The sequence below is a fragment of the Rhodococcus chondri genome, assembly GCF_036327435.1.
In the GTDB taxonomy this organism is placed as follows: Bacteria; Actinomycetota; Actinomycetes; order Mycobacteriales; family Mycobacteriaceae; genus Rhodococcus; species Rhodococcus chondri.
Window position 1 is genome coordinate 1 of the sequence record NZ_JAUZMZ010000041.1, and the last position, 24864, is coordinate 24864.

Below are 24864 nucleotides of genomic sequence, written 5' to 3' on the forward strand. Positions count from 1 at the left end.
CGTCGCCGAGCGTGCTGCCCGACCCGCCACCGAGCGTCACCGGTGGAGCGGCCACAGCAACACCGGCGCCACCACCGACGAGAGCGACCGCCGTCGCAAATACCACAGCGAGTCTTCTGAACATCATGCCCCTCCCGCACGGCCGGTTCCGACCGTCTCCGCGGTCAGAGTACTAGAGGTTTCAATCCTGCTGAGGGGTTGCGCCGAGACTTTCCAGCGCCTTCCGGGCGGCCTCGAGCTCACGACTGAGCTGGGCAACACGTTCTTCGGCGGCCTGGCGAGCAGCGTCGATCACCGACTGCACCGCTTCGAGCGCGGTCTCGTCGCCGAGTTCCCGGACGGCGCGTTCCACGGCGTCGGGCGCGACGGTCGCCGGTTTGGCAACCTTCCGGGCGCCGTGCGCGACACCGACCGTCCATTCGTTCTCGGGGTCGATGGTGACGGTGATGGTGATGGCCGCCTGCTTCTTGGCGCCTCGCCGGGCGGGCGTCTTCGGCTTGGCCGCCTCTGCGGTCTTGGCCGGTTCGGTCGTCGCGGCAGCACTCGCGGGGGTCTGTGTCACGGGGACGGTCTCCTTGCTGGGCCGGGCGGGGGCCGGCGTCGGGACGGCCGGTTTCGGAGCGGCCGGTTTCGGAGCGGCAGGCTTGGGTGCGGCCGACTTGGGGGCGGCAGGTTGGGTGCCGGCGCGTTTCCCGGGGGCGGTCTTCGACGACGTCTCACGCGTGAGACGCAGTTCGTCGGCTTCGAACGGCAATTCGTCGTCGACACCTTTGGGACGGACGGTGACGGTGCTCCCGCTCACTGCAATTGCGCGTGCCGAAGTGCCGGGTTCGATGCCCAGGCTCGGAATCCCGTCGACGAGATACACGGTTGCCCGCCGCCCATCCGCGATGGCGGTGGCGAGCGTGGAAAGCTGCTCGTCGGTCAGATGATCCGCTCGTCTACGGGGCGGCATGCCACGTCCTTTCTCGGCTCGCTGCAATCGACGGCGCCCACTGTCGCACACCTGTACGACACTCACGATCCGGCACCCCTCCGTCTGCCAAGTGGGATCGAGGGGTGTGCCGCGGAGCCCGACAAGGAAAGATGACGTTGTGAACACGCCGGAACCACATTCCCCCTCCGGCTCCGACCTGTTTGCCGAGATTCAGGAGGAGCTCGAGCGTAGCCTGCTCGGCGGCCCTCGCCGCTACACCGTGGCCCAGGTCGCCGAGATGTCCGGCATGACCCCGGTGCGGGTGCGGCGACTGTGGCAGGCGCTGGGGTTCACCGTCGATCCCGAGCCGGACGCGAAGATGTTCACCGACGGCGACGTGGACGCGCTCTGCAATATAGCGGCGATCATCGGCAGTGGCGCGATCGACGAGACGCTCGAATTGTCGGCGGCACGCTCGCTCGGCCAGTCCATCTCGCGGCTCGCCGAATGGCAGCTGACGTTGTTCAACACCCACATGTTCGAGCAACTCCTCGACTCGCACGCCGGCGTTGCGCCGGACGAGATGCGGAAGGTCATCGACGAGTTGGTACAGCGCATGTCGATGCGGACGGAGAACCTGCAGAGTTACGTCTGGCGGCGGCACCTCGTGGCCACCACCGAGCGCAGTATCGTGCGGCCGCAGGGGTCGGCGCCGACCCGCGACGTGGTCGTCGGATTCGCCGACATGGTCGGCTACACCCAACTCACCCGCCGTATCGACGCGGGTGAACTCAACGAATTGCTCGAGTACTTCGAATCCGAGGTCACCGCAGTGATCGCTGCACACCACGGCTGGGTCATCAAGACGGTCGGCGACGAGGTGATGTTCGCGACCGACGAGCCCGCCGACGGCGCACGGATCGCGATCGGCCTGCAGGAGACATTCGGAGCGAGTCAGAACACCCCCGCACTGCGCGTCGGGCTGGCATGGGGACCGGCGCTGGCCCGATTCGGCGACCTGTTCGGTTCGGTCGTGAACAACGCCGCGCGGCTCACCGGTGCGGCGAGGCCCGGCGCCATCCTCGTCGACGAGAAGCTCGCCGCGGAACTGGGCGACGACGAATTCCGGGTCCAGCCGCTGCGCCGGTTGCGGGTCAAGGACTTTCGCCGGTCGCGTCCATATGTGCTTCGCCCGGCCGGGAACGGTTCTCGAGGCCGGTGACGTTTGCTTCCCTCGCGGCACGGCGGGCAACGAGGAAATCGTCGACGATCTGTTCGCAGGCACGCCGGTCGATGGGCGGCAGCGTGACGAGCCGGTTGAACACGATCGGTCCCAGCAACTGGACGAGCGCGAAGTCGCAGTCGAACTCGCCGAGGTCGTCGCGCGCCGCGTCCGACCGGAGGACCCGGTCGAACGACAGGCGGTACCGCTCGACCAGTTGACTGCGCAGCGACTGTAATTCCGGGCGATCCACCGTCCGGGAGTCGGCGGGGGAATTCGCGGGGTCGAGTGAGGGACCCATCCCCAGCCAGCACATGGCCGCGAGGGGAACGGGGGCTTCTTCGATGATCCGCGCCTGGGCGACGAGAAGTTCGACGAGCTGATCGCGCAGGCACAGATGCTCCGGAACGGCCGGCGCCGGGGGGATCAGACGCGCGAAGGCGGCCGCGACGAGTTCGGGACCGTTCGCGAAATGGCGGTACAGGGTTGCCCGGCCGACCCCGGCACGGGTGGTCACCGCGTCGATGGTGACCGCGTCGGCGCCGCCCGTGGCGAGCAGCGTGGTTGCCGCATCGAGCAGTCGCGCGCGCGATCGCACTTTGCGGGGATCGTCGTCGGAGGCCGCTGGAGCTTCGGGGTGCGCAGTCACACCCTATTTGTAAACGCTGCGGAGAGAAACCGGCTATGGAACCATCGGTTCCGTTACGATACCGACAGTCTCGTTTCCTGTCCGGCGCCCCTCTCGACCGGAAGGCCCGTCGTGCCCGACGCAGCAGCATCCACACAGACCGAGGTACCGGCACCGCGCACGACGCGAGCGCAGCTGTGGCTGCTCGTCGTCGCGTGCGCCGCCGTCGCCGCCGTGATCGCCGCGATGGCCTCCCTCAATACCGCATTGCCCGACCTCGCCGTCGATACCGGGGCCACCCAGAGCCAGCTGACCTGGATCGTCGACGGCTACACGCTCGCCCTCGCCGCGCTGCTGCTTCCCGCCGGGGCACTGGGCGACCGGTTCGGTCGTCGCGATGTCCTCGTCGCCGGGCTGGTCGTCTTCGGTCTCGGGTCCGCACTCCCCCTCGCGATCGACGGGCCGACGTGGGTGATCGTTTCCCGCGGAATCGCCGGCATCGGTGCGGCCCTGGTCATGCCCGCGACCCTGTCGCTGATCACGACCGGTTTCAGCCAGGAGCGCCGTGCTCGGGCGATCGGCATCTGGGCAGGTGTGGCAGGTTCGGGCGCCGTGGTCGGGATGATCACCTCGGGTGTCATCCTCGAATACGCGTCGTGGAAAGTCATCTTCGCCGGGTTCGCAGCGGCCTCCGCGATGCTCGTGCTCATGGCGCTGACGATCGGGTCGTCACGGGCGGAGAATTCGGCCCGGTTCGACTTCGGCGGCGGCTTCTTCGCGGTGGCCGCGGTGGGTCTGTTCGTATTGGGCGTGATGGAGGGACCGCACCGCGGCTGGCTCGATCCGGCGACCTTGGGCGCCCTCGCCGCCGGGCTGGCGGCCGGAGTGGCCTTTGCCTTCTTCGAGCTGCGCGCCGAGGCTCCGCTGCTCGACGTGCGGCTGTTCACCAACCGTGCGTTCGGTGTGGGCGCGGCGAGCCTGAGCCTGCAATTCCTCGCAGGATTCGGGGTGTTCTACCTGATCGTGCAATACCTGCAACTCGTCCTCGGATACTCACCGTTGATGTCGGCGCTGGCCCTGACCCCGATCTTTGTCGTCGTCATGGCGCTCTCCGCCGCGGTTCCGCTGCTGCTGCGACGGATAGGCCTACGGATCCTCATGGGCGCCGGGCTCACCCTGATCGGGGTGTCCCTGATCGTCATCGGGCTGCTCGACACGGACTCGTCGTACCTCGAGGTGGCGGTGGCGCTGATGATCGCGGGGGTGGGCATCGGCATCTGCACCGCCCCCGCGACCCACGCGATCGTCTCGAACACCCCGGACGATCAGCAGGGCGTCGCGTCGGCCGTCAACGACGCCACCCGCGAGATCGGCGCGGCGATCGGTGTCGCGGTGGCAGGCAGCGTCCTGGCCGCTGCGTATGCACACCGGATCGACGCGACCGCACAGATGATGCCGGAGCCGGCGCGCAGTGCCGTGCAGGATTCGCTCGCCGCCGCGCTACGGGTCGCCGAGCAGGCCGGACCGCAGGGGGCGCCGCTGATCGACCGAGCACAGGACGCGTTTCTCGCCGGGATGCAGCAGGCCTCGTGGACGCTGGCCGCCGTTCTGCTGGTCGGAGCGATCGCATCGGTGTTCTGGGCACCCGGACGCGCGTAGGGCCGGTTTTCTCCCTCTCCAGGCCGTAGGCGTTGTGTAGTACTCCGGTTCACGGTAACCTCGGTTTAACAGTTACGCGCCGTCACACTTAAAGGTGGAGAGATGACTGCATCGCTCGCTCGAGAAACCACCAGGGGCTTCGTTCCCGGGATCCCGCTGTCCGACCGCGAGGAGACCGCCGGCCGGCTGCTGGCCTCGTCCGCCCGCAAGTCGTACGACCCGATGATCGAGGTGGACTGGGAAGCACCGATCCCCGACGACAAGTTCGGCCTCACCCCCGAGTGGAGCACCCTGTACGGCACCGCGCTGTGGGACGAACTGTCCGACGAACAGCGCATCGCACTCACCAAACACGAGGCCGCGAGCGTGTCGGGTGTCGGCCTGTGGTTCGAGATCCTGCTCATGCAGATGCTGCTGCGCGACGTCTACGACCGCAACAAGCACTCCCGGCACGTGCAGTTCGCGCTCACCGAGGTCGCCGACGAGTGCCGCCACTCGGTGATGTTCGCGCGCGCCGGCGAACGCCTCGGCATGCCCGGCTACGGCCCGCCGCGCTACATCCACCTGCTCGGCAAACTCTGGGGCAGGTTCTTCCGCGGCGCCAACGCATACGCCGCGGTCATGGCGGCCGAGGAAATCCTCGACATGATGCAGCGCGACTTCATGCGCGACGAGCGCGTCCAGCCCCTCACCCGCACGGTCAGCAAGATCCACGTGCTCGAAGAGGCCCGGCACATCCGGTTCGCACGCGAGGAGGTCGCGCGACGGCTCACCGGCGCGAGCCGCGCGCGGCTGGCATTCGAACGCTTCAACACGGCACTGGTGGTCTTCTTCGTCGTCAAGAGCATGATCCACCCCGCCGTGTACGCCAACGCGGGGCTCGACGGCGACCGCGCGGCCGCAGAAGCCAAGCGCAACAGTCACTATCACGACCGGGTGCGCAAGTCCGGAACCAAGCTGATGACCTTCCTCGACAACGTCGGACTGGTCGGCGGACCGTCGAAGATCTTCTACAAGAAGGTGCACCTCCTGTAATTCGGCCTGCTGAGCGGGACTCCGCGTCCCGCTCGGCGGTTACACCACATACCCTCCGACCATGAGCATCCCGAACCCTGCCGATTTCGCACACCGTGCCGTCGTTGTCACCGGCGGCACCAAGGGCATCGGTTTCGTCATCGCCGAAACCTTCCTCGCCGCCGGTGCCGACGTACTCGTCTGCGGGCGTTCGGAACCCGCTGTCCTGCCGAGCAGCAACGGGCGCACCGCATCGTTCGTGCCGGTCGACATCCGTGACGCCGAGCAGGCGAACACCCTCATCGACACCGCGGTCGAAAAGTTCGGTCGTCTCGATGTTCTCGTCAACAATGCCGGCGGCTCCCCCGACGCCGACGCCGCGACCGTGTCGACGCGCTTCTTCGACAAGATCGTCGCCCTCAATCTGCTGGCGCCGTTCTATGTTGCGCAGGCGGCGAATCGGGTGATGCAGGCGCAGGACGACGGCGGCGCGATCGTCAACATCGGCAGCGTGTCGGCTCACGATCCCCAGCCGGGCACCGCCGCATATACCGCGGCGAAGGCCGGCCTGCTCGCCTTGACGAAGGCCCTCGCGCTCGAATGGGCGCCGAAGGTGCGGGTCAACCACATCACCACCGGCCTCATTCGCACCGAGGCCGCCGCCGAGACCTATGGACCCGACGGCGGCGCCGCGGTGACGAAGACGTTGCCGATGGAGAGGATGGCGGTGCCGTCGGACATCGCGGGCGCGTGCCTGTATCTGGCCGGCCCGCTCGCCTCCTACGTCAACGGCGCCGATCTCGCAGTGCACGGCGGGGGCGAGCTCCCCGCCCGGTACATGGCACTGCACCCCCGCTGATCAAGCTCCGGCGGCCGCTCGCTGCTCGGCGACCTGGGCACGTACGTCGTCCATATCCAGGGCCTTTATCTGGACGATCAGGTTCTCGAGAGCCGCGGGGGGCAGGGCCCCGGGCTGGGAGTAGACCAGCACGCCCTCTCGGAAGGCCATGATCGTGGGGATCGAACGGATGTTTGCCATCGCGGCGAGCTGCTGCTCGGCTTCGGTGTCGACCTTGGCATGCACCACATCGGGGTGCGCCGCGGCGGACTTTTCGTAGACGGGCGCGAAGGCACGGCACGGGCCGCACCACGACGCCCAGAAGTCGACCAGCACGATGTCGTTACCGGTCACGGTGGATTCGAAGTCCGCCGATGTCAGGTTCTTGGTGGTCACGAGATTCCTTTCGATGTGGCCGAGTTCCGGTCAGGCGGGGATGTGGGCGTCGGCCCACGCGTTGTAGCCGCCGACCAGGTCGGTGACGTTGTCGAAGCCTTGGGCACGCAGCAGCGACGCGGCCACACTCGACCGCCACCCGCCGGCACAGTGCACCACGATGGGCTTGCCCACGGGCACCTGCTCGAGCCGAACGCGCAACTGCGCCAACGGAATCGCCACAGATCCGGCGATCACCCCGGCTTCACGCTCCCCCGGATTACGAATGTCGACCAGGGTCACCGCATCGGCCGCGAGCATTTCGTCGAGTTGCTCGATCGTCGTCCGCTGCGCCGGCTGCACCAGATCTGCCAACTCCTGCGGGAACCGTCCGTCCGAGTCGACATTGAGATAGCCGGTCGCGTTGTCCGAGCCGATCCGAGCCAGCCGTAGCGCTGCCTCCTGCTCCTCACCGGGGTAGGTGATCAGCACGATGCGCTCACCGACCTCGGCGACCATGCCACCGGTCTCGGCGAACCGGCCGTCGAACCCGACATTGACCGACCCGCGCACATGCCCCGCCGCGAAGTCGTCGACACTGCGGGCGTCGAGCACCCGGGTGCCGGCCTCGAGTTCGGTCCGGACCTGCGCCGGGCTCAACTGTGGAATCGCGCGATCGGGCGTCAGCAGCGGGTGGGTCCGCTTGTTCATCGCCGCGTTGACCGAGAAGTAGACGGGCGCCGCGGGCTGGCCTTCGGTGACCAGCGCCACGAACGCGTCTTCGCTCATGGGCTGCACCGACGGATTCGTCTCGCGCTGGATTCCGATCGTGGACGTCAAGTCCGCCGACAGATTCTTTCCGCACGACGAACCCGCACCGTGCGCCGGCATGACCGTGACCTCGTCCGGCAGCTTCAGGAGCTTGTCGTGCAGCGTCCGGTACATCGCGCGCGCCAGGTCCGTGGTCGAGGAGTCCCCGACGTTGACCAGGTCCGGTCGGCCGACGTCCCCGATGAAGAGCGAGTCGCCGGTCAATACCGCCGCCGGGATCGCATCCGGACGCTCGCGCACCACTACGGAGATCGACTCCCACGTGTGTCCGGGCGTCGACAGGATCTCGAGGTTCACCTCGCCGAGCGAGATGCGCTCGCCGTCGCGCAGCCGGCGGATCGGATAATCCGTCTCGGCCGATTCGCCGAACCCGATCCATGCCCCGGTCGCGTCCACGAGTTCGAGATGGCCGGAGACGAAGTCGGCGTGGAAGTGGGTGTTGATGACGCCTTCGATCGTCAAGCCGTGCTTCTTCGCATCGTCGAGGTATTCGGTGATGTCCCTTCGCGGATCCACCACCACCGCCCGTCCGGTGGTCTCGTCGCCGATCAGATACGACGCGTGCGACAGACATTCGATGTAGTACTGCTCGAGAATCATGGCGATCCTTCCGTAATGCGCTTTCCAGGTGTTTCTCCCGGGGGTATGGACAGATTGCCATATACCCCCTAGGGTATGTCAAGTACCCCCTGGGGTATCGCCTCGAAGGGGCTGTATCCCACCATCCGATCCGAGGAGTTCACGATGCGAGAAGTCGACACTGCCGCCCTGACGCAGGCCTGGGAGGCCGGAGCACCGGTCCTGGACGTGCGCGAGGACTACGAATACACGCAGGGACATGTTCCCGGCGCCCAGCTGATCCCACTCGGGGAACTGCCCGGCCGCGTAGCCGAAGTGCTGCCCGGCGACACCGTCTACGTGATCTGCGCGTCCGGAAACCGGAGCAAGCAGGGCGCCACCATCCTCGAATCGGCCGGGCGACCTGCGGTATCCGTCGCCGGCGGAACCAGCGGTTGGGTGCGTGCCGGACAACCGGTACGACACGGACCCACCGCCTGAACGAGCCGGCTCCCCGCTCCATTACCCACCTGCCGTCACACGCCTCTCGGAGGTTCCCATGTCCACACCCGTCGTCCCCGTGGGGCCGGATTCCGTCGCCCCTGTGGGGCCGGATTCCGTCGCCCCGGTGGGGCCGGATTCCACTGCCGTCCTGCACCGGCTGCGCCGCGCCCAGGGTCAGCTCGCCGGAGTGATCTCCATGCTCGAATCCGGCCGCGAATGCCGTGACGTCGTCACGCAATTGGCCGCGGTGTCCCGCGCCCTCAATCGCGCCGGATTCAAGCTGCTTTCCGGGGAACTGCGGCACTGTCTCCTGCACGAACAGGACGACAGCTGCACCGAGCGGTTGACCGAAGATCAGCTGGAGAAGCTCTTTCTCACGCTCGCGTGACCCCACACATCCCGCGGCGCGGAGCGCCGGCGCGCAGGCCGTAGAGTGGAATCGGCCCGACCGGCGCTCGGGCGGCGGTAAGTGGGACGAAGGCGGTGACACGGACGTGATGGGGCTCGGCGAGCTGGAATCGGCCGTCATGGACGTGCTGTGGCAGTCCGACGAACCGCTTCGGGTGCGGGACGTGCTCGCACGATTGGAACCCGAACGCGCACTGGCCTACACCACGGTGATGACGGTCCTGGACAATCTGCACACCAAGGGCATGGTCTCGCGCAGCCGAGTCGGGCGCGGTTACAGCTATCGAGCGGTGCGCAGCCGCGAGGAAACCGCGGCGGAACTGCTGCGGCAGGTACTGCGAACGTCCGGCGATGCCGAGCAGGTCATGTTGCACTTCGCCAATTCCGCCACCGAAGACGAATCCCGGATACTGCGCCGCGCCGCCCGCCGAACCAGGATCCGCAGTCGCGGGGACATACCTTCGTGATCGTCGCCCTGGCGCTGTTCGCGGCAGCGATCGTGCTCGGATTCGCGGCACCGCGGTGGCTCGCCCGCCTGGCCATGCCCGGACGGAATCCACGTGTCGCACTCGCAGCCTGGGTATCGACCCAGGTGTTGTTCGTCTTCGCGCTGGTCGGCGGACCGTTGGCGGTGGCCACCCGCCCGGGCCTGCGGGTATCCCAGCTGCCTCTGCCGGCGTCGTGTGTGCGTGCGGCGCGGGACGCCGGAATGGTGCCGTGGCTGCCCTACGTCGAGACGGCACTGTGGATGATCGCCGGCGCGCTCGTCGGGCGCATATTTCTGGTGGTCACCCGCGCCTATCGGCGGCACCGGCGCGACACCGCCGCGCACCTGAACCTCATTCGGATTCTCGGCGAGGCCGGATCGAGCGGCAAGAACGAAGTGGTCTGGCTACGAGACACGGCATGTGCCGCCTACAGCGTCGGCGGCCGCAACGGCACCGTCGTCGCCAGTGAAGGCTTGAAGGCACTCGACCCCCTCGAGCGCCGAGCGGTACTCGACCACGAGCATGCGCACATCCGCGGACGCCACCACATGCTGGTGATGATCAGTCGCGCCTTGGGGACAGCGCTGCCGTTCGTTCCGCTGTGCCGGCTCGGGGCAACATGGGTCAAGGTGCTCGTCGAACCGGCCGCAGACAACCGTGCCGCTGATTCCTGCGGCCACGAGGCGGTCCGCGGTGCGCTGCTGCGATGCGCGCGGACCCCGGAGCCGGCAACGCGGGACGCCTTGTCCGACAACGTCCTCGACGCGCGACTTCGGTGGTTGGACCCGGCGCCGAGGCCCGGCCGATCACGCCGTGCGCTCACCTATCCCGCTGCCCTGACCGTCTCGGCATTCCCGGCCCTCGTCACCGGCGGCTCCGTCATCGGAATCGTGGCGGCTTCCTGCCTCACCGTGTGAGGGGCGCGGCCGACGGTGCGCAGGAGTCACCGCACGGCCGGCGACGCCAGCGATAGAGCACCGCGCCGGCGAGCATGGCCAGTGAGAGAACGGCAAGGATCGGCTGCAGCGGAGCCCACCATCCGAGCGCACCGGATGCTCCGATCGTGACGAGCACCAGCTTGTTGCAGACCGGACAGCCGACGGCGAACACGGTCAGCAGCACTCCCGCAGCAGGTGCCGCTCGCGACTCCGTCGGGCGCGAGCTCTGGATACCGAACCACATCGCGGTCAGCACCGCTGTCGCAGCCAGCACCGGATACTCCCACCATCGCACGGGAATCTCGCGTCCGAACCAGGGGTTGGCGAGGATGTCGGTGGGCACGCCGACCATGAGGAGAGTAATCACGCCCGCCGTCGCCGCCCGGACGAGAGTTCTCGTCCGCGACGTAGCGCCGCTGATCGAAGGCGGATCCTGCGTCTCGAGATCTGTGGGCGAGGGTGTCACATCGGCATCCTGGTCGGTCGGAGGTACGGCTGAGCTACTAAGCAGCTTAGTAGATTGAGCTACTATCTCGCTTAGTAGATCGAGGGGTCGTTCCACCCCCGCCCCGACCGACCATGGAGGTTGCGCATGACACCGAGGAAACCGACTCCCCGACACGGTCGGGACCTGTGGTTACTCGGCGCACTCGGTCTTGTCGCCGTAGTCCTGCTCGCTGTGCTGGTCGTCGATCGCTCCGGCGATCCGGACAACGCGACCACTGCCGCGACGCCCGAGATGGGGCCGGTCGGCGACATGTCCCGGCGCCTCGACGGGGATCCCCTCGCTCTGGGCTCGGTCGACGCCCCGGTCGTGCTGGTCGCCTACTCGGACTACCGGTGCCCGTTCTGCGCCAAATTCAGCCGCGACACCGAACCCGTCCTGATCGACAAGTACGTCGACGAGGGCATCCTCCGCATCGAGTGGCGTGATCTGCCCATTTTCGGCGAAGAATCGATGTCCGCCGCCCGCGCCGGACGCGCGGCCGCGGCCCAAGGGCGGTTCTGGGAGTTCAACAGCGCGGTCTACGCAGCATCTCCGGAACGTGGCCACCCCGACCTGACACCCGAGGCCCTGCGCGGCTTCGCCGAAGCCGCCGCGGTGCCCGACCTCGACCGGTTCGTCCGGGACGCGGCCGACATCTCGGCCGACCAGGACATCTATGCCGATGTGCTGGAGGCGAACACGATCGGGGTGTCGAGTACGCCGTCGTTCGTCGTCAACGGCACCCCGATACTCGGGGCACAGCCCGTGGCTGTGTTCGAGCAGGTGATCGACACGGCCTCGGGTTCCAAGCCGTGACCGAGATCGGCCTGCTCGGGGCGCTGCTCGGAGGCGTGCTCGCACTACTCAGCCCCTGCTCGGCGCTGCTGCTTCCGTCGTTCTTCGCCTACTCCTTCGACGGAACCGGCCGACTCGCGGCACGCACCGCGATCTTCTACGCGGGGCTGGCCGCGGTGCTTGCACCCCTCGGTGCAGGACTGGGACTGCTCGGTTCGGCGCTGACCCAGCATCGCGGAGTTGTCACCCTGATCAGCGGCTCGATCCTGATCGGGCTCGGACTCATGACCATGCTCGGGAAGGGCTTCGCCTCGGCGTCGGCGCAACGCGCGGCGAGTTCGATCACCGTGTCGGGCTCTGCCTCCGTTTTCGCGCTCGGCGCCGTGTACGGGTTCGCCGGATTCTGTTCCGGCCCTCTCCTCGGCGGCGTGCTGACGATCGCCGTCGCGGGCGGGCACCCACTCCACGGCGCAGCGCTCATGGCCGTCTACGCGCTCGGCATGGTGCTGCCGTTGTTCGTACTCGCCGCGGTGTGGGAACGCTTCGATCTCGGCAACCGCCGGTGGCTGCGGGGACGGCCGATCGGCATCGGACCTCTCCACACCCACACCACCTCGCTCGTCTCGGGTCTGCTGTTCATCGGTATCGGTGTGTTGTTCCTGGCCACGGACGGCACGGCGAACCTCACCGGGGCGATGAGCGTCGACGGGCAATTCGACTTGCAGGTCACACTCGGCCGATGGGCCGACGCTCTGCCCGACCCCGCCGCCTTGCTGATCGTCGTCCTGGCTCTCTTCGCTGCCGTCGCGGTCCGCGCGGTGCGGAGCCGGAAACGGCAGGACGCCCCGCACCAGCAGGACACCGCATCCGCTATCCCCCACGACTCCAATCGATCTCGACCCCAGGGCGCCGACCGACGCTAGGATCACCGAATGACCCTGGCGATCGCTCTCGGCCTCGGTGCAGTGATCGGCGTGCTCCTCGGGCTGCTCGGCGGAGGCGGATCGATCCTCGCCGTGCCGGCCCTGGTCTTCGGTCTCGGACTGGGAATCGAGCAGGCAATTCCCATTTCACTGATCGTCGTCGGCCTAGCCTCCGCGGTGGGTGCGCTGCCCAAAGTGCGTGCACGACAGGTCGAATGGCGCCTCGCCGCAGTGTTCGCCGCCACCGGTATCCCCGCTACCTTCGCCGGCAGCGCCGTCGGCCGGCTGCTTCCCGAACGTGCTCTGCTGATCGGGTTCGCGGTGGTGATGGTGGTGGCCGGGGTCCGCATGCTCGTCGATCGCGACGAAACCGGAACCTCATGTGCCACCGGGGGATCCGGGATCAACTGGCGCCGGTGCTTTCCTCGCTCGGTACCGGCGGGCCTGGCCGTGGGGTTCCTGACCGGACTGTTCGGTGTCGGCGGTGGGTTCCTCATCATCCCGGTCCTGGTGCTGATGCTCGGGATCGAGATGTCCGTCGCCGTGGGCACGTCGCTGGTGATCATCGTCGCGAACTCGGCGGCCGGCCTGGTGTCGCATATGAGCGGCACGAGCATCGACTGGGCCATCACGGCGGCGTTCGCAGGCACCGCGATCGCCGGATCCCTGATCGCCGGGTATTTCGGAACTCGGATGGATACCGACCGGCTCCAGCGATGGTTCGCGTACCTGGTGTTCGCCGTCGCCGCGTACGTGCTCGTCGACGCTGTCTTCCTGCGATGATCTGTGGAATCGCCGTTTCACGGCAGCGGCCGGATCGCCGTTTCACGGCAGGCGGCCCCGGGTACCCGAACGGGAACCACGCATGGAGGAGCGCACCATGGACGTATCCATCATCGAAACCTCCGGCCTCGGCGATCGCAGCTATCTGGTCAGCGCCGGTGATATCGGCGTAGTGATCGATCCGCAGCGCGACATCGACCGGGTCCTGAAACTGGCGGCCGAACGCGGCGTGCGTATCACCCACGTGCTCGAAACCCACATCCACAACGACTATGTCACCGGCGGCCTCGAGCTCTCGCGCTCCATCGCCGCCGAGTACGTCGTGCCGGCGGGTGACGATCTCGGGTACGAACGCCGCGCCGTCGTCGACGGCGACATCGTCGACGCGGGCCCGATCCGGCTGCAGGTGATGCACACTCCGGGCCACACGCACCACCACGTCAGCTACGTGCTGCGCGACCCCGAGGGCACTGCGGTCGGCGTCTTCACCGGCGGGTCGATGCTCTTCGGCACCACCGGCCGCACCGACCTCCTCGGCGAGGACCACACCGACGAACTCACCCACGCGCAGTACCACTCGGTGCGCCGGCTCGCCGACGAACTACCTCCGGACACGGAGGTGTATCCGACGCACGGGTTCGGCAGTTTCTGCGCGGCGACCCCCGCGAGCGGTGATGCTTCGACGATCGGCCGGGAACGCACCTCGAATCCGGCGCTCACGCAGGACGAGCAGAGCTACGTCGACGAACTGCTCGCCGGACTGGCGGCGTACCCCGCCTACTACGCCCACATGGGCGTGATCAACCGGCAAGGCCCGCCACCGGTCGACCTGTCGATGCCCGAGCCGGTCGACCCGGACGAACTGCGCCGGCGTATCGACGCCGGTGAGTGGGTGGTGGATCTGCGCGAGCGCACCGCCTTCGCCGCCGGGCATCTCGGCGGCACCCTCGGCTTCGAACTGTCCGGTTCCTTCGTGACCTACCTCGGCTGGCTCTACAAGTGGGGTGCGCCGCTCACCCTGATCGGTGACGACGAGGAGCAGGTGCTCGAGGCGCGCCGCGAACTGGTCCGCATCGGCATCGACGACCTCGACGGCGCCGCGGTCGGCGAGATCCACACCCTCGTCGCGGGCACCGAACTGCGTTCGTACCGGGTCGCCGACTTCCCTGGGCTCGAGCAGGTTCGCGGCGAGCGCGACGTCACCGTTCTCGACGTGCGGCAGGAAAACGAATTCGACGAGGCCCACGTCGACGGCGCGGTCAACATCCCACTCCACCACCTGCCCGACCGCGTCGACGAGGTTCCCGACGGGGAGGTGTGGGTGCACTGCGGCTCCGGCTACCGAGCGTCGATCGCCGCGTCGATGATCGACGGCCCCCGGCGCGACGTGGTCCTCGTCAACGACGAGTTCGACCGGGCGAAGGAGATCGGCCTCACGGCATAGCGCGACGAGGTCGACGAACACGATCCGCTGGTAGTCCCCCGCCCCAGCGGTTATTGTCGGCTTCGTGACACGAATGCAGACGTCCGCCGGGTTCCACACCCGCACCGGTGTCGGGCGCGCGTGTATCTACGGGTGTCGTGCCCGCTGATCGGCCGCACCCGCCTTCCCGCCCATCGGGCCCGTTCCCCTTTCTCCGTCCCACGTGTCTGTCCGTGTCGACCGTGAAGCGGCCCGGTGCGTACCGTCCCATCGATCCCGAGCGAAAGTACGGAGCAGTATTCTCATGAGCGAAAATACCCCCGAGGTCACAGATCCCACCGCGGACTGGAGCTTCGAGACAAAGCAGATTCACGTCGGCCAGCCCGCCGGCGGCGACACTCGCGCCCGTGCGCTGCCGATCTACCAGACCACGAGTTACACGTTCGACAGCACCGATCATGCCGCCGCGCTGTTCGGTCTCACCGAACCCGGCAACATCTACACCCGCATCATGAACCCGACCCAGGATGCGGTGGAGCAACGTATCGCTGCACTGGAAGGCGGCGTCGCGGCACTGCTGCTCTCGTCCGGGCAGGCCGCGGAAACCCTCGCGATCCTCAACCTTGCCGCTGCGGGCGACCACATCGTGTCCAGCCCATATCTGTACGGCGGTACCTACAACCTCTTCCACTACACCCTCGCCAAGCTCGGAATCGAGGTCACATTCGTCGAGGACCCCGACAACCTCGACGAGTGGCGTGAGGCGATCCGCCCGAACACCAAGGCCTTCTACGGCGAGACCATCGCCAACCCGAAGAACCACATCTTCGACATCCCCGGCGTCTCGGGTGTCGCGCACGACAACGGCCTGCCGCTGATCATCGACAACACTGTCGCCACCCCGTATCTGCTGCGTCCCCTCGAGCACGGCGCCGACATCGTCCTGCACTCGGCCACGAAGTACCTCGGTGGGCACGGCACCGCCATCGGTGGTGTCATCGTGGACGGCGGCACCTTCGACTGGACGCAGGGCCGCCACCCCGGCTTCACCACTCCGGACCCCAGCTATCACGGTGTCGTGTTCGCCGATCTGGGCGCGCCGGCATTCGCCCTCAAGGCTCGCGTGCAGTTGCTGCGCGACCTCGGCTCCGCGATCTCCCCGTTCAACGCCTTCCTCATCTCGCAGGGCATCGAGACGTTGTCGCTGCGGATGGAACGTCATATCGAAAACGCGCAGAAGGTGGCGGAGTTCGTCGAATCGCGTTCCGAGATCACCTCGGTCGCCTACCCGGGGCTGCCGTCGTCCCCGTGGCACGAGCGGGCCCGGCAGCTCGCGCCGAAGGGTGCGGGGGCGATCGTGGTGTTCGAACTCGCCGGTGGCGTCGATGCGGGTAAGAAGTTCGTCAACGCCCTGACTCTGCACAGCCACGTCGCGAACATCGGCGACGTGCGTTCGCTGGTCATCCACCCCGCGTCGACCACCCATTCGCAGCTCACCGCCGAGGAGCAGCTCGCCGCCGGCGTCACCCCGGGCCTGGTGCGCCTGGCCGTGGGTATCGAGCACATCGACGACATCCTCGCCGACATCACTCGCGGTCTCGCTGCCGTGGACAGCTGACCTACGCTGCCCGGAAAACGGGGGAAGGTCCGCCCTGACGGGCGGACCTTCCTGCGTTCGAGGACGAGGATCTCGATGCGTCAGCTGTCGCTTCGTGCCAGCGCCTCGGCGATCCGCTCGGACTGTGCGTTGCTCTCGAGCAGTTGCCGTACCAGCCACAGGCTCAGCACCCGCGCCACCACCGCCGCGGTGTACACCGCCGCACCGATGATGGTGATCGCCAGGAACCCGACGCTCAGTAACTGATACGACGCGATGTCCCTCAGGTCGGACAGCGTGAGCGACGCGATGTAGACGATGAACGCGGCAGCAGCTCCCACGACCATCAACACCATGCCCACGATCCGGCCTTTTCCACCGGACCGGCTGCGTGCGCTGTCCAATCCCAGCGCGGCAACATCCTTCTTGAACTGTTCACGTCGTTCGTCGACGAGAGCGGTCATCCTCATCCTCCTAGGTAGCTGGTCGACAGTTCTTCTTCGATCTCCGCCGGATCACCCGTGCGCACCACTCGTCCCTGCAGCATCAGCGCCGCACTGGTGGCAATGGGAAGCACGGCCCTCGCGAACTGTTCGGCGACGAGAATCGACACGCCTTCGGACGCCAATTCGCCCACGATGTCGTAGATCTGGGAAACGATGCGCGGTGCAAGGCCCATCGACAATTCGTCGAGAAGCAGCACCGTCGGGTTGGTGCCCAGCGCCCGCGACAGCGCGAGCATCTGCTGTTCACCACCGGACATGGAGCCCGCCAACTGGGTTCGGCGTTCTCCCAGAATCGGGAACCGGGCGTATGCCACGGTTTCCAGTTCTTCGAGTGAAACCCCGGTGCCGGTGGCGATCCACAGGTTCTCCCGCACCGTCAGGTTGGGAAAGATGCCGCGGCCTTCGGGGATCGAGCAGACGCCCAGTCGGGCGAGGTCGGCTGCGGATACTCCGTCGACGACCCGTCCGGCAAGCCGGAACTCACCCGATGTCGACGGCAGCACACCGGAACACACTTTCAGTGTCGACGTCTTGCCGCCGCCGTTGGGGCCGAGCAGCGCGACGACAGCCCCCGGACCGAGAACGAGATCGACCCCGTGCAGCACCTCGATGGGGCCGTAGCCGGCGCGGATGCCCACCAGTTCGATCAATGGGTCGGTGGTCATGCCACGTCCTCCTCGGTGCCGATGTAGGCGTTGATCACGGCGGGATCGTTCTTGATCACGTCCGGGACACCGCTCGCCAGCACCGCGCCGTAGTCGAGCACGTAGATCGTCGAGCAGATCTTCATCACCAGCGGGATGTCGTGCTCGACCAGGCAGATCGCGAGCCCGTCGCCGGCCAGCGCGGTGAGGAGGGATGCGAACTCCTCCGTTTCCTGCTCCGTCTGACCGGAAGCCGGCTCGTCGAGCAGCAGGATCCGCGGTGAGGTCATCAGCGCTCGCGCTACTTCGACCACGCGGGCCCTGCCGGTGGGGATGTCCGAGACATCCTTGTCGGCGATATCGGTGAGTCCGGTCAGTTCGAGCAGCCGATCCGCTTCCGCGTCGACGTCGATCCGGTTGCGGCTGTTCGCATTGTGGATGTCCCCTGCCACACGCAGGTTGTCGCGCACCGACAGCGACACGAACAGTTCGAGTCGCTGGAAGGTACGGGCCAGGCCCATCCGGGCGCGATTGTGCGGTGCCGAGCCCGTGACGTCCACACCGTCCAGCAGCACCGTGCCCGACGTCGGCCGCTGCAATCCGGTGATGGTGTTGAACAGGGTGGTCTTACCGGCACCGTTCGGTCCGATCAGACCCGTCACCGTCCCCCGTCGCACCTCGATGTTCACGTCCTTGACCGCGACGTGACCGCCGAAACGCACTGTCACTCCGCGCGTTTCCAGAATCGGCGTATCAGCCATTGGTGACCAGCTCCTTTTCCGGTCGCGTGGGTGCCGGCGTGAGATGCTCGGCGATTCCCAGTTCACGATCGATTTCGTCGCGTACCGCAGGGCCGTACGGCTCGTCGATGCCCACTCGCTCCGGGACCAGCGGCTTGCGCCGGGCTGCCTCGTCCTTGCCGAGGACCGCCTCCGGCATCACCATCTGCCCCACGACCGGCAGCATGAACACCGTCACGATCGTGATCGACGCGAACCACCAGTTGTCGAGCAGTCCTCCCAGTGCCAGCAGATAGGTTCCGAGAACAACTGCAGCGCCACCGGCGAGGACCGGTTTCGCGTTCGCGAGGCTGCGATAGCCTTCGACCATCTGGTGGACGTTGCCGCTGGGATTGGCCGCGACACCGATACCGATCAGCGCCGGGCTCACCGCCGCGACGTGCCCCAGGAACGTCCACATGCCGGAGAGTTCCGGTTGCGCCGCGGCCAGGTTCGAGAACGACACCATGATGACCGCGAAACCGACGCCGGCCAGCAGTCCGCCGAACAGTGCACCCGTCACATAACCGATGCCGGCCACCACGGTGAGCATCAGCAGCGACAGGCTCACCATGATCGAGAAGCTCTCGTTGGACACCGAACCCATGGCGCTCGACATGAACAGACCGCCCAGGCCGGCGATTCCGGTCGAGAGCGCGAACACTCCGAGCTTGAGCCGCACGAGGCTCTGCCCGAGCATCGCCGATGCGGCCGGGCTGTCCTTCATCGCCGCCAGCCGTCGTCCGTATCCGCTGTTGCGCAGCGCGATGATGCCCACACCGAGCACGGCGAAGATCACGGTCACGGTCATGAGGAAGACGGTCTCGTTGCGCAGGTCCAGCGGTCCCACCTTCAACGGAGGAATCGCGATGCTGCCGTCCGTGAAGAGTGAGAACTTCATCCCGAACAGTTCGTGCGTGGTGGTGTCACGCAGCACCATGTTCGACAGGAAGACACCGAATGCCATGGTGGCGAGCGCCAGATAGAGGCCGCGCAGTCGTAGCGCCGGCAGTGCGATGAGCCCGCCGATCAACGCGGTGACGACCACGCCGAGAGCCACGCCCCACAGGTTCAGGTGCGCCGACAGCCCGGTGCCGGAAATCCCGAAGTGGAAGGCGACGATGGTGGAGATCGCCCCGAACGACACCGGGGCAAGGTTCATTTCACCGGCGTATCCGGTCAGCAGCGTCAGCGACAGTGCGATGATCGCGAACGTCATACCGATCGTCAGTGTGGTGACCGCCGAGGTCACCATCAGCAACCGGATGGCATAGACGATCACGACGAGGGCGACCGCCCATGCCGCCGCCTTGCGCACCGACGGCACGTGGTACCGCTCGCGGGTGCGGGTGACCGCGCCACGCAGCCGGTCCTGCGGCAGCACGATGAGCACGACGAACAACGCGATCATCGGCAGGGACACACGAAGGTTCGACGTCCAGGTCCACGCCGTCGGGAAATATGCGAGCACGTAGGTGGCGGACAGTCCGAGCAACAATGCACCGGCGAATGTCCGCGGGATGCTGCGCAGCCGGCCGAACATGGCTGCGGCGAACGCATCGATGACGAGCAAGGTCAGCATGTTGGCTTCGAGGGTGCCGCCGTTGATGGGAGTAATCAGAATTCCGGCGAGCACCGCCAGCGTCGAGCCCATGGCCCACGACAGCGCAGCGAGGCGGTCGGGATCGTGGCCGTTGAGCCGGAGCAGATCCGGATCGTCCACCACACCGCGCATCGCGACACCGGCCCGCGTGCGGGTGAACATGATGCGCAGGCCGATCGCGATGAGCACCGCCACCGCGATACAGATCAGCTCGTGGTACCGGATACCGACACCGAAGATCTCGATTTTGCTCTGGTCGCCGAAGAACATGGACATGGTGCGAGCGGTCTCGGGATGCCAGAACCAGTGCGACACCGACAGCATGCCCAGCAGGATCGACACCGTGACGACGATCTTGGTCACCTCGGCGGTATCACGCATCCCGCGCATGATGACGACGTAGAGCAGCAGACCCATCAGTGGGCCGATGACGCAGAGAACGATGACGAGAGCGACCGGGGTGGGCAATCCCCACCCGTAGCGCAATTGCCAATAGGCGAACGCCCCCAGCATCGCCTGCGCGCCGTGCGCGAAGTTGAAGATGCCCGACGTGTTGTAGGTGAGAACCAGTCCCGATGCGGCGATGGCGTAAACCGCTCCGAGCACCAGTCCTACGACGGTGAAGGTCAGGAAGGTGTTCAAGGGAGTACCTCTACTTCGGGGACGCCGACGGCACGCGCTGTGCCGCCGGCGTCGATCACGCGAATCAGGAGGTCGGCCTGATGATGTTCGGATTCAGGAATTTCGTGGCGATCCGGTCGGGTCCGAGTTCCGTGCCCCAGGTGCTGCGGTCGGTCGCGACGAGGTACCGATCGTCGCACTTGAAGTTCGCCGTCCCCGCGGGGAAGGCCTGCGTGTATTCGGCGCCCTTCAGCGTGACGACCAGACCGCACGCGGCCGGCATGTTGTTGCCCGGGTCGGTGACGGCGTGCAGTCCGCCGCCGTCCCACTCGTGGATCTGCGAGAGTTCGTCGATCATGCACTGCCGGCTCAGATCCGAACCGCATTCCTTCGCGGCGGTGGCCCACAGCAGGAACGAAGACGTCGCCTGCATCCCGAGCAGCGCCGTCTTCCCGCCCTGCTCTTCGACGAGCTCGACGTACTTCTTCACTGCCGGAACGGAGTCGGCGTGCTCGAGCATCTGGAAGGTCATGCCGGCATGCAGATTGTCGAGCAGGCCGGAGTCCTTGTTCCACTCGCTCACGCCGTCGGCGTACCAGGTCGCCTCACCCATGAAGATCGGGTTGATGCCCACCTGGTCGAGTGCCTTGACGAAGTTCAGTTCCCCGGGTGAGGCGGACCGGGAGGTCCACAGCCCCTTGACCCCGCACTCCTTGTACTTCTCGGCGAAGGGCACGTAGCTCGGCTCGCCGTCGTAGTTGAGGGTGACGCCGCAGTCCTTCAGCGTGAACCCGGCGGACTCGGCGACCGAACGAATCTTCGTGGTCGTGGCGATGATCGTCGGCATGGTGCTGTTGATGACGTCGAAGTCGCCGACCAGGTCCGGGTACATCTCGGCGAGCTGGAACCACTGCGACCCGTTCGCGAAGTCGACCGGGAACGGTACGCCCTGGTACTTCATCGGACCGTTCGCCGCGTCCGGCGCGGCCGTGAAGCCCGGGACTGCCGCGAGGTTGCAGGCCACGCGGGTCTGCTCCGACGTCTGATCCATCGCGAATCCGTGGCCCACGAGCATGAATTCGTTGGCGCACGCATCCTGCGTCACGGCGTTCGCCTGCGTCATCGCGGCGTCGTAGTGTGTGCCGACGATCTGGCGTCCATTGATGCCGCCCTGGGCATTGCACCAGTCGATCATGGCGGCCACGGCGTCGCCCATCTCGCGGTTCAGGCCCGGGCTCTTGACATACCCGCGGTCGTCGCCGTAGCCGATACGGATCTCGGTATCGGAGATCCCCTGGTCTGTCGCGCCCTTCGCATCACCCTGACCACACGGGGATTCGAGGGTGCCGAACTTCGATTCCGACGGCGCGGCCGCCTCATTCGCCGCAGCGGGCGCAGCAACGACAGCGCCCGGGTCACTTCCACGGTCGGAGGCGCAGGCAGATGTCACCACCAGGGTGGCGGCCAGTCCCGCCACTACCTTCAATGTCGGACTGAGTTTCACGATGAGGGGGCTCCTTCGTCTCGACCGATTCGCCGCAGCGGTGAGAGCAGAACCTCACGCCGGCATGTCGGGTGACGCGAAAGTAACGAGCGCCAGGTGACCGCCATCGACCATTCCCGGTGAGTGAGACACGCGCGTGACCGGCGACACAGGACGCTCCCGGTCAGTGGTACGCGTCACGCTACCCGCCACCACGGATGTGAGACCGTGACGCGACGTGGATCGGACATCGGCAATACCAGAAAGGCGTTGCATGTTAGCACCAGCAGATCTCCAACAAATGCTGCAACAGGTCGTTTCCCGGCTCACCGGCCCGGAGGGCCGGTTCGAGATCGTCGAAGAAGACGTGCGCGGCAACCGCATGCCGGTCATGCGCAACCGCGACCGGAAGGTAGGCGACCTCGTCGCCGCGTCGAAGGTGTGGGGTGACCGCGACTATCTGGTTACGGCGGATCGGCGCATCTCGTTCGAGCAGCACGCCGATGCGGTCGCGGCCGTGGCCACTGCCCTGCGAGACGAGTACGGAGTCGGCAAGGGTGACAGGGTTGCCGTTCTCGCCGCCAACTCGCCGGAGTGGGTCATCACCTTCTGGGCAGCGCAGTGCCTGGGCGCGGTGGTCGCGGCCCTCAACTCGTGGTGGGTGCCGAAGGAGATCGAGTACGGCGTGAACCTGGTGCGCCCGAAGGTGCTGGTGGCGGACGCCAAGCGTGCCGCCCTGCTCGCCAAGACCGACGTTTCCGGCTTCACGTTGCTGACGGTCGAAGAAGACCTGCCGCGCATCGTGTCGGCCGGCGGCGGAGCCGACCTGCCGACGGCGGACGTAGAGGAAGACGATCCCGCGGCCATCCTGTTCACCAGCGGAACGAGCGGACGACCCAAGGGGGCGTTGCATTCTCAGCGCAACCTGCTGGCCGTGGCCGATTACCACCGGTACTCCGACGCGTTGGTGGCCGGGATGTACGGACGGACCTACGACGATGCGACGCCCAGCGACAACCGCTATCTGCTGACGTCGCCGCTGTTCCACATCGCCAGCCTGCACAACATTGCGGTGCCCCGTCTGGCGACGGGCAGCGCGGTGGTGATGACCGAGGGCGCATTCGACGTCGACAAGGTCTTCGGGTTGATCGAGCGCGAGAAGGTCACCAACTGGGGTGCGGTACCGACGATGGCCGCGCGCATGCTCGAGCACGAGAACCCGGACAAGTACGACCTGTCCTCCCTGACTGCGTTCGCGTTGGCCTCGGCGCCGTCGTCGCCGGCGTTCAAGCAGCGGCTGCGTGAGCGGTTCCCCTTCGCCGAGCAGGCACTGGTGGACAGCTACGGCCTGACCGAGTGCAGTACCGCGATCTCGGTGTCGACGGCGGCCGAACTCGAGGCCTTCCCCGGCACTTTTGGTAGGCCGATCATCACGGTGAGCCTGGAGATCCGCGACCCGTTCGGTGAACGGGTGCCCGACGGTGTCGAGGGTGAGGTCTGCGTGCGCAGCCCGTTCGTGATGCTGGGTTACTGGGAGGACGAGGCCGCCACCGACGCCGCGATCACGGCCGGAGGTTGGCTGCGCACAGGCGATTACGGGCTCATCGAGAACGACCGGCTGCGGCTGACCGGTCGCCGCTCGGATCTGATCCTTCGCGGTGGCGAGAACATCTATCCCGCCGAGATCGAGCAGTGCCTCGACGAGCATCCGGCCGTGCAGGAATGCGCCGTGCTCGGCCGCGACCACGCCGACCTCGGGCAGGAAGTGGTTGCCGTGGTCGTGTTGCGGCCGGGCAGCGACGTCACCGATGAAGACCTCCGGGAGTTCTGCAGCGAGCGCCTCGCGCACTACAAGGTCCCGGCGCACTGGAAGATCACTCGAGAGTTGCTGCCGCGTAACGCAACCGGAAAGATCGTTCGCCGCGACATCTCGCTCTGACGCGGCGGGCGCGGAGTCGGACGATGGACGGGCCCCGGTGGATCGCCGGGGCCCGTCCTTCGGTTCGTCGTGCGGTGCCTGTTGGTGTCAGTCGACGTTCGGCGTCCACTGCACACCGTTGATGTGTGCGCCGCCGTCGACGTAGAGGGTGTTTCCGGTCAGGTACCGCGAATCGTCCGACGCGAGGAAGGCCGCGACCGGTCCGATGTCGTCGAGCGGATCACCGATCCGCCCCATCGGGTTCGATGCGGCCATCGCCGCCGCGTTCTCGGGGTGCGCGGCCGCCGTGCGCCGGTAGGCTTCGGACTGAGCGCCCGGGCAGATCACGTTGCAGCACACCTGTTTCGGTGCCCATTCCCGCGCGGCGGTACGCGTGAGGGAACGCAACGCTTCTTTGGCCGCGTTGTACTGGGCCGTGTACATGTGCGCATTCACGCCGTTGAGGCTGCACATCGAGATCACGCGTCCGGTGCCGTGTCGCTCCAGTTCGGGGAGGGCACGCTGCATGGCCCAGAACGCAGCCATGACAGCCATGTCGAAACCCGATCGCAGATGCTCGTCGGTCATGTTCTCGAGACGTGCGAATCCGGAACCGCGCCAGGCGTTGTTGACGAGAATATCGAGGCGGCCGAACCGGTCGACGGCGGCGTCGATCATGCCGTGCACCTGGTCACGGTCCGTGACGTCGGTGCGGACGAACTCGGCCTCGGCACCCCACTCGTCGGCCAGCCAGCGGACGGTGTCGGCGCCGGCCTGCTCGTTTATCTCGGCGACCACGACCCGGGCGCCCTCACGTGCGTAGGCGCCGGCGACTCCTCGTCCGATACCCATACCCGCACCGGTGATCACTGCGACCCGGCCGTCCAGTTTGCCCATTGAATTCTCCTCGTTCCGTGGCTCTT

Annotated in this window: 25 protein-coding genes; 14 read left to right on the forward strand and 11 right to left on the reverse strand. The window is 66.9% G+C overall.

Annotation, left to right across the window (positions count from 1 at the left end; translation table 11 throughout):
• Positions 1-181: 181 nt before the first annotated feature.
• Positions 182-955 carry a DUF6319 family protein gene (locus tag Q8814_RS09480; protein WP_330151758.1) on the reverse strand — a complete coding sequence of 258 codons (774 nt, stop codon included), beginning with the start codon at positions 953-955 and terminating at the stop codon, positions 182-184.
• A gap of 139 nt (positions 956-1094) precedes the next feature.
• On the opposite strand from Q8814_RS09480, the gene Q8814_RS09485 reads away from it, so the two are divergent.
• On the forward strand, positions 1095-2138 hold the full coding sequence (locus Q8814_RS09485) for an adenylate/guanylate cyclase domain-containing protein (protein ID WP_330151759.1): 1044 nt from the start codon (positions 1095-1097) through the stop codon (positions 2136-2138).
• On the opposite strand, the gene Q8814_RS09490 is transcribed toward Q8814_RS09485, so the two are convergent.
• Positions 2071-2787, reverse strand: coding sequence for a TetR/AcrR family transcriptional regulator (locus Q8814_RS09490; protein ID WP_330151760.1), 717 nt, complete (start codon positions 2785-2787; stop codon positions 2071-2073). The two genes, Q8814_RS09485 and Q8814_RS09490, sit on opposite strands and share 68 nt — an antisense overlap.
• 111 nt (positions 2788-2898) lie before the next feature.
• Between Q8814_RS09490 and Q8814_RS09495 the strand changes: the two genes are divergently transcribed.
• From Q8814_RS09495 to Q8814_RS09505, 3 genes are all read left to right on the forward strand, one after another.
• Entirely contained in the window at positions 2899-4425 is a 1527-nt protein-coding gene (locus Q8814_RS09495; protein WP_330151761.1) for an MFS transporter, read from the forward strand.
• Between the two features lie 102 nt (positions 4426-4527).
• A complete protein-coding gene (locus tag Q8814_RS09500; protein ID WP_330151762.1) occupies positions 4528-5460 on the forward strand; it encodes an AurF N-oxygenase family protein in 933 nt (310 codons plus the stop codon).
• A 61-nt stretch (positions 5461-5521) separates the two neighbouring features.
• Positions 5522-6298, forward strand: a complete 777-nt coding sequence (locus Q8814_RS09505; protein WP_330151763.1) for an SDR family oxidoreductase — start codon at positions 5522-5524, stop codon at positions 6296-6298.
• Here the strand turns inward: Q8814_RS09505 and trxA are convergent, their stop codons facing one another.
• Together trxA and Q8814_RS09515 are read right to left on the reverse strand one after the other, a co-directional pair.
• The gene (trxA, locus tag Q8814_RS09510) at positions 6299-6673 is read right to left on the reverse strand and encodes a thioredoxin (protein ID WP_330151764.1); all 375 of its coding nucleotides are present in this window, start codon (positions 6671-6673) and stop codon (positions 6299-6301) included. It abuts the gene before it with no gap.
• 30 nt (positions 6674-6703) lie between these two features.
• Positions 6704-8083, reverse strand: a complete 1380-nt coding sequence (locus Q8814_RS09515; protein WP_330151765.1) for an MBL fold metallo-hydrolase — start codon at positions 8081-8083, stop codon at positions 6704-6706.
• A 144-nt stretch (positions 8084-8227) separates the two neighbouring features.
• On the opposite strand from Q8814_RS09515, the gene Q8814_RS09520 reads away from it, so the two are divergent.
• The 4 genes from Q8814_RS09520 to Q8814_RS09535 all read left to right on the forward strand — a co-directional run bounded on the left by Q8814_RS09520 (position 8228) and on the right by Q8814_RS09535 (position 10358).
• Complete coding sequence (locus Q8814_RS09520; protein WP_330151790.1) at positions 8228-8542, forward strand: rhodanese-like domain-containing protein; 315 nt, start codon at positions 8228-8230, stop codon at positions 8540-8542.
• Positions 8543-8600: 58 nt separating this feature from the next.
• On the forward strand, positions 8601-8933 hold the full coding sequence (locus Q8814_RS09525) for a metal-sensitive transcriptional regulator (RefSeq protein ID WP_330151766.1): 333 nt from the start codon (positions 8601-8603) through the stop codon (positions 8931-8933).
• Between the two features lie 109 nt (positions 8934-9042).
• The gene (locus tag Q8814_RS09530) at positions 9043-9420 is read left to right on the forward strand and encodes a BlaI/MecI/CopY family transcriptional regulator (RefSeq protein ID WP_330151767.1); all 378 of its coding nucleotides are present in this window, start codon (positions 9043-9045) and stop codon (positions 9418-9420) included.
• Positions 9417-10358, forward strand: coding sequence for a M56 family metallopeptidase (locus tag Q8814_RS09535; RefSeq protein WP_330151768.1), 942 nt, complete (start codon positions 9417-9419; stop codon positions 10356-10358). Before Q8814_RS09530 ends, Q8814_RS09535 begins: the two co-directional genes overlap by 4 nt.
• Here the strand turns inward: Q8814_RS09535 and Q8814_RS09540 are convergent.
• On the reverse strand, positions 10348-10845 hold the full coding sequence (locus Q8814_RS09540) for a hypothetical protein (protein WP_330151769.1): 498 nt from the start codon (positions 10843-10845) through the stop codon (positions 10348-10350). The genes Q8814_RS09535 and Q8814_RS09540 overlap by 11 nt on opposite strands.
• Positions 10846-10971: 126 nt before the next feature.
• On the opposite strand from Q8814_RS09540, the gene Q8814_RS09545 reads away from it, so the two are divergent.
• From Q8814_RS09545 to Q8814_RS09565, 5 genes are all read left to right on the forward strand, one after another.
• On the forward strand, positions 10972-11682 hold the full coding sequence (locus tag Q8814_RS09545; RefSeq protein ID WP_330151770.1) for a DsbA family protein: 711 nt from the start codon (positions 10972-10974) through the stop codon (positions 11680-11682).
• Positions 11679-12584 (forward strand): cytochrome c biogenesis CcdA family protein, encoded by a 906-nt coding sequence (locus Q8814_RS09550; RefSeq protein ID WP_330151771.1) that lies wholly within the window; start codon positions 11679-11681, stop codon positions 12582-12584. The genes Q8814_RS09545 and Q8814_RS09550 overlap by 4 nt, the downstream gene beginning before the upstream one ends.
• Before the next feature lie 9 nt (positions 12585-12593).
• Positions 12594-13367, forward strand: a complete 774-nt coding sequence (locus Q8814_RS09555) for a sulfite exporter TauE/SafE family protein (RefSeq protein ID WP_330151772.1) — start codon at positions 12594-12596, stop codon at positions 13365-13367.
• A gap of 97 nt (positions 13368-13464) precedes the next feature.
• Entirely contained in the window at positions 13465-14811 is a 1347-nt protein-coding gene (locus Q8814_RS09560; RefSeq protein ID WP_330151773.1) for an MBL fold metallo-hydrolase, read from the forward strand.
• Between the two features lie 283 nt (positions 14812-15094).
• On the forward strand, positions 15095-16408 hold the full coding sequence (locus Q8814_RS09565) for a bifunctional o-acetylhomoserine/o-acetylserine sulfhydrylase (RefSeq protein WP_330151774.1): 1314 nt from the start codon (positions 15095-15097) through the stop codon (positions 16406-16408).
• Positions 16409-16488: 80 nt separating this feature from the next.
• Here the strand turns inward: Q8814_RS09565 and Q8814_RS09570 are convergent, their stop codons facing one another.
• From Q8814_RS09570 to Q8814_RS09590, 5 genes are all read right to left on the reverse strand, one after another.
• Positions 16489-16857, reverse strand: a complete 369-nt coding sequence (locus Q8814_RS09570; RefSeq protein ID WP_330151775.1) for a hypothetical protein — start codon at positions 16855-16857, stop codon at positions 16489-16491.
• On the reverse strand, positions 16854-17558 hold the full coding sequence (locus Q8814_RS09575; protein ID WP_330151776.1) for an ABC transporter ATP-binding protein: 705 nt from the start codon (positions 17556-17558) through the stop codon (positions 16854-16856). The genes Q8814_RS09570 and Q8814_RS09575 overlap by 4 nt, the downstream gene beginning before the upstream one ends.
• Complete coding sequence (locus Q8814_RS09580) at positions 17555-18298, reverse strand: ABC transporter ATP-binding protein (RefSeq protein WP_330151777.1); 744 nt, start codon at positions 18296-18298, stop codon at positions 17555-17557. The genes Q8814_RS09575 and Q8814_RS09580 overlap by 4 nt, the downstream gene beginning before the upstream one ends.
• A complete protein-coding gene (locus Q8814_RS09585; protein WP_330151778.1) occupies positions 18291-20561 on the reverse strand; it encodes an ABC transporter permease in 2271 nt (756 codons plus the stop codon). The genes Q8814_RS09580 and Q8814_RS09585 overlap by 8 nt, the downstream gene beginning before the upstream one ends.
• A gap of 64 nt (positions 20562-20625) precedes the next feature.
• On the reverse strand, positions 20626-22044 hold the full coding sequence (locus tag Q8814_RS09590) for an ABC transporter substrate-binding protein (protein ID WP_330151779.1): 1419 nt from the start codon (positions 22042-22044) through the stop codon (positions 20626-20628).
• Positions 22045-22297: 253 nt separating this feature from the next.
• On the opposite strand from Q8814_RS09590, the gene Q8814_RS09595 reads away from it, so the two are divergent.
• Entirely contained in the window at positions 22298-23962 is a 1665-nt protein-coding gene (locus tag Q8814_RS09595) for a class I adenylate-forming enzyme family protein (protein WP_330151780.1), read from the forward strand.
• Positions 23963-24049: 87 nt separating this feature from the next.
• Here the strand turns inward: Q8814_RS09595 and Q8814_RS09600 are convergent, their stop codons facing one another.
• Positions 24050-24838, reverse strand: a complete 789-nt coding sequence (locus tag Q8814_RS09600) for an SDR family NAD(P)-dependent oxidoreductase (protein ID WP_330151781.1) — start codon at positions 24836-24838, stop codon at positions 24050-24052.
• Positions 24839-24864: the final 26 nt, after the last annotated feature.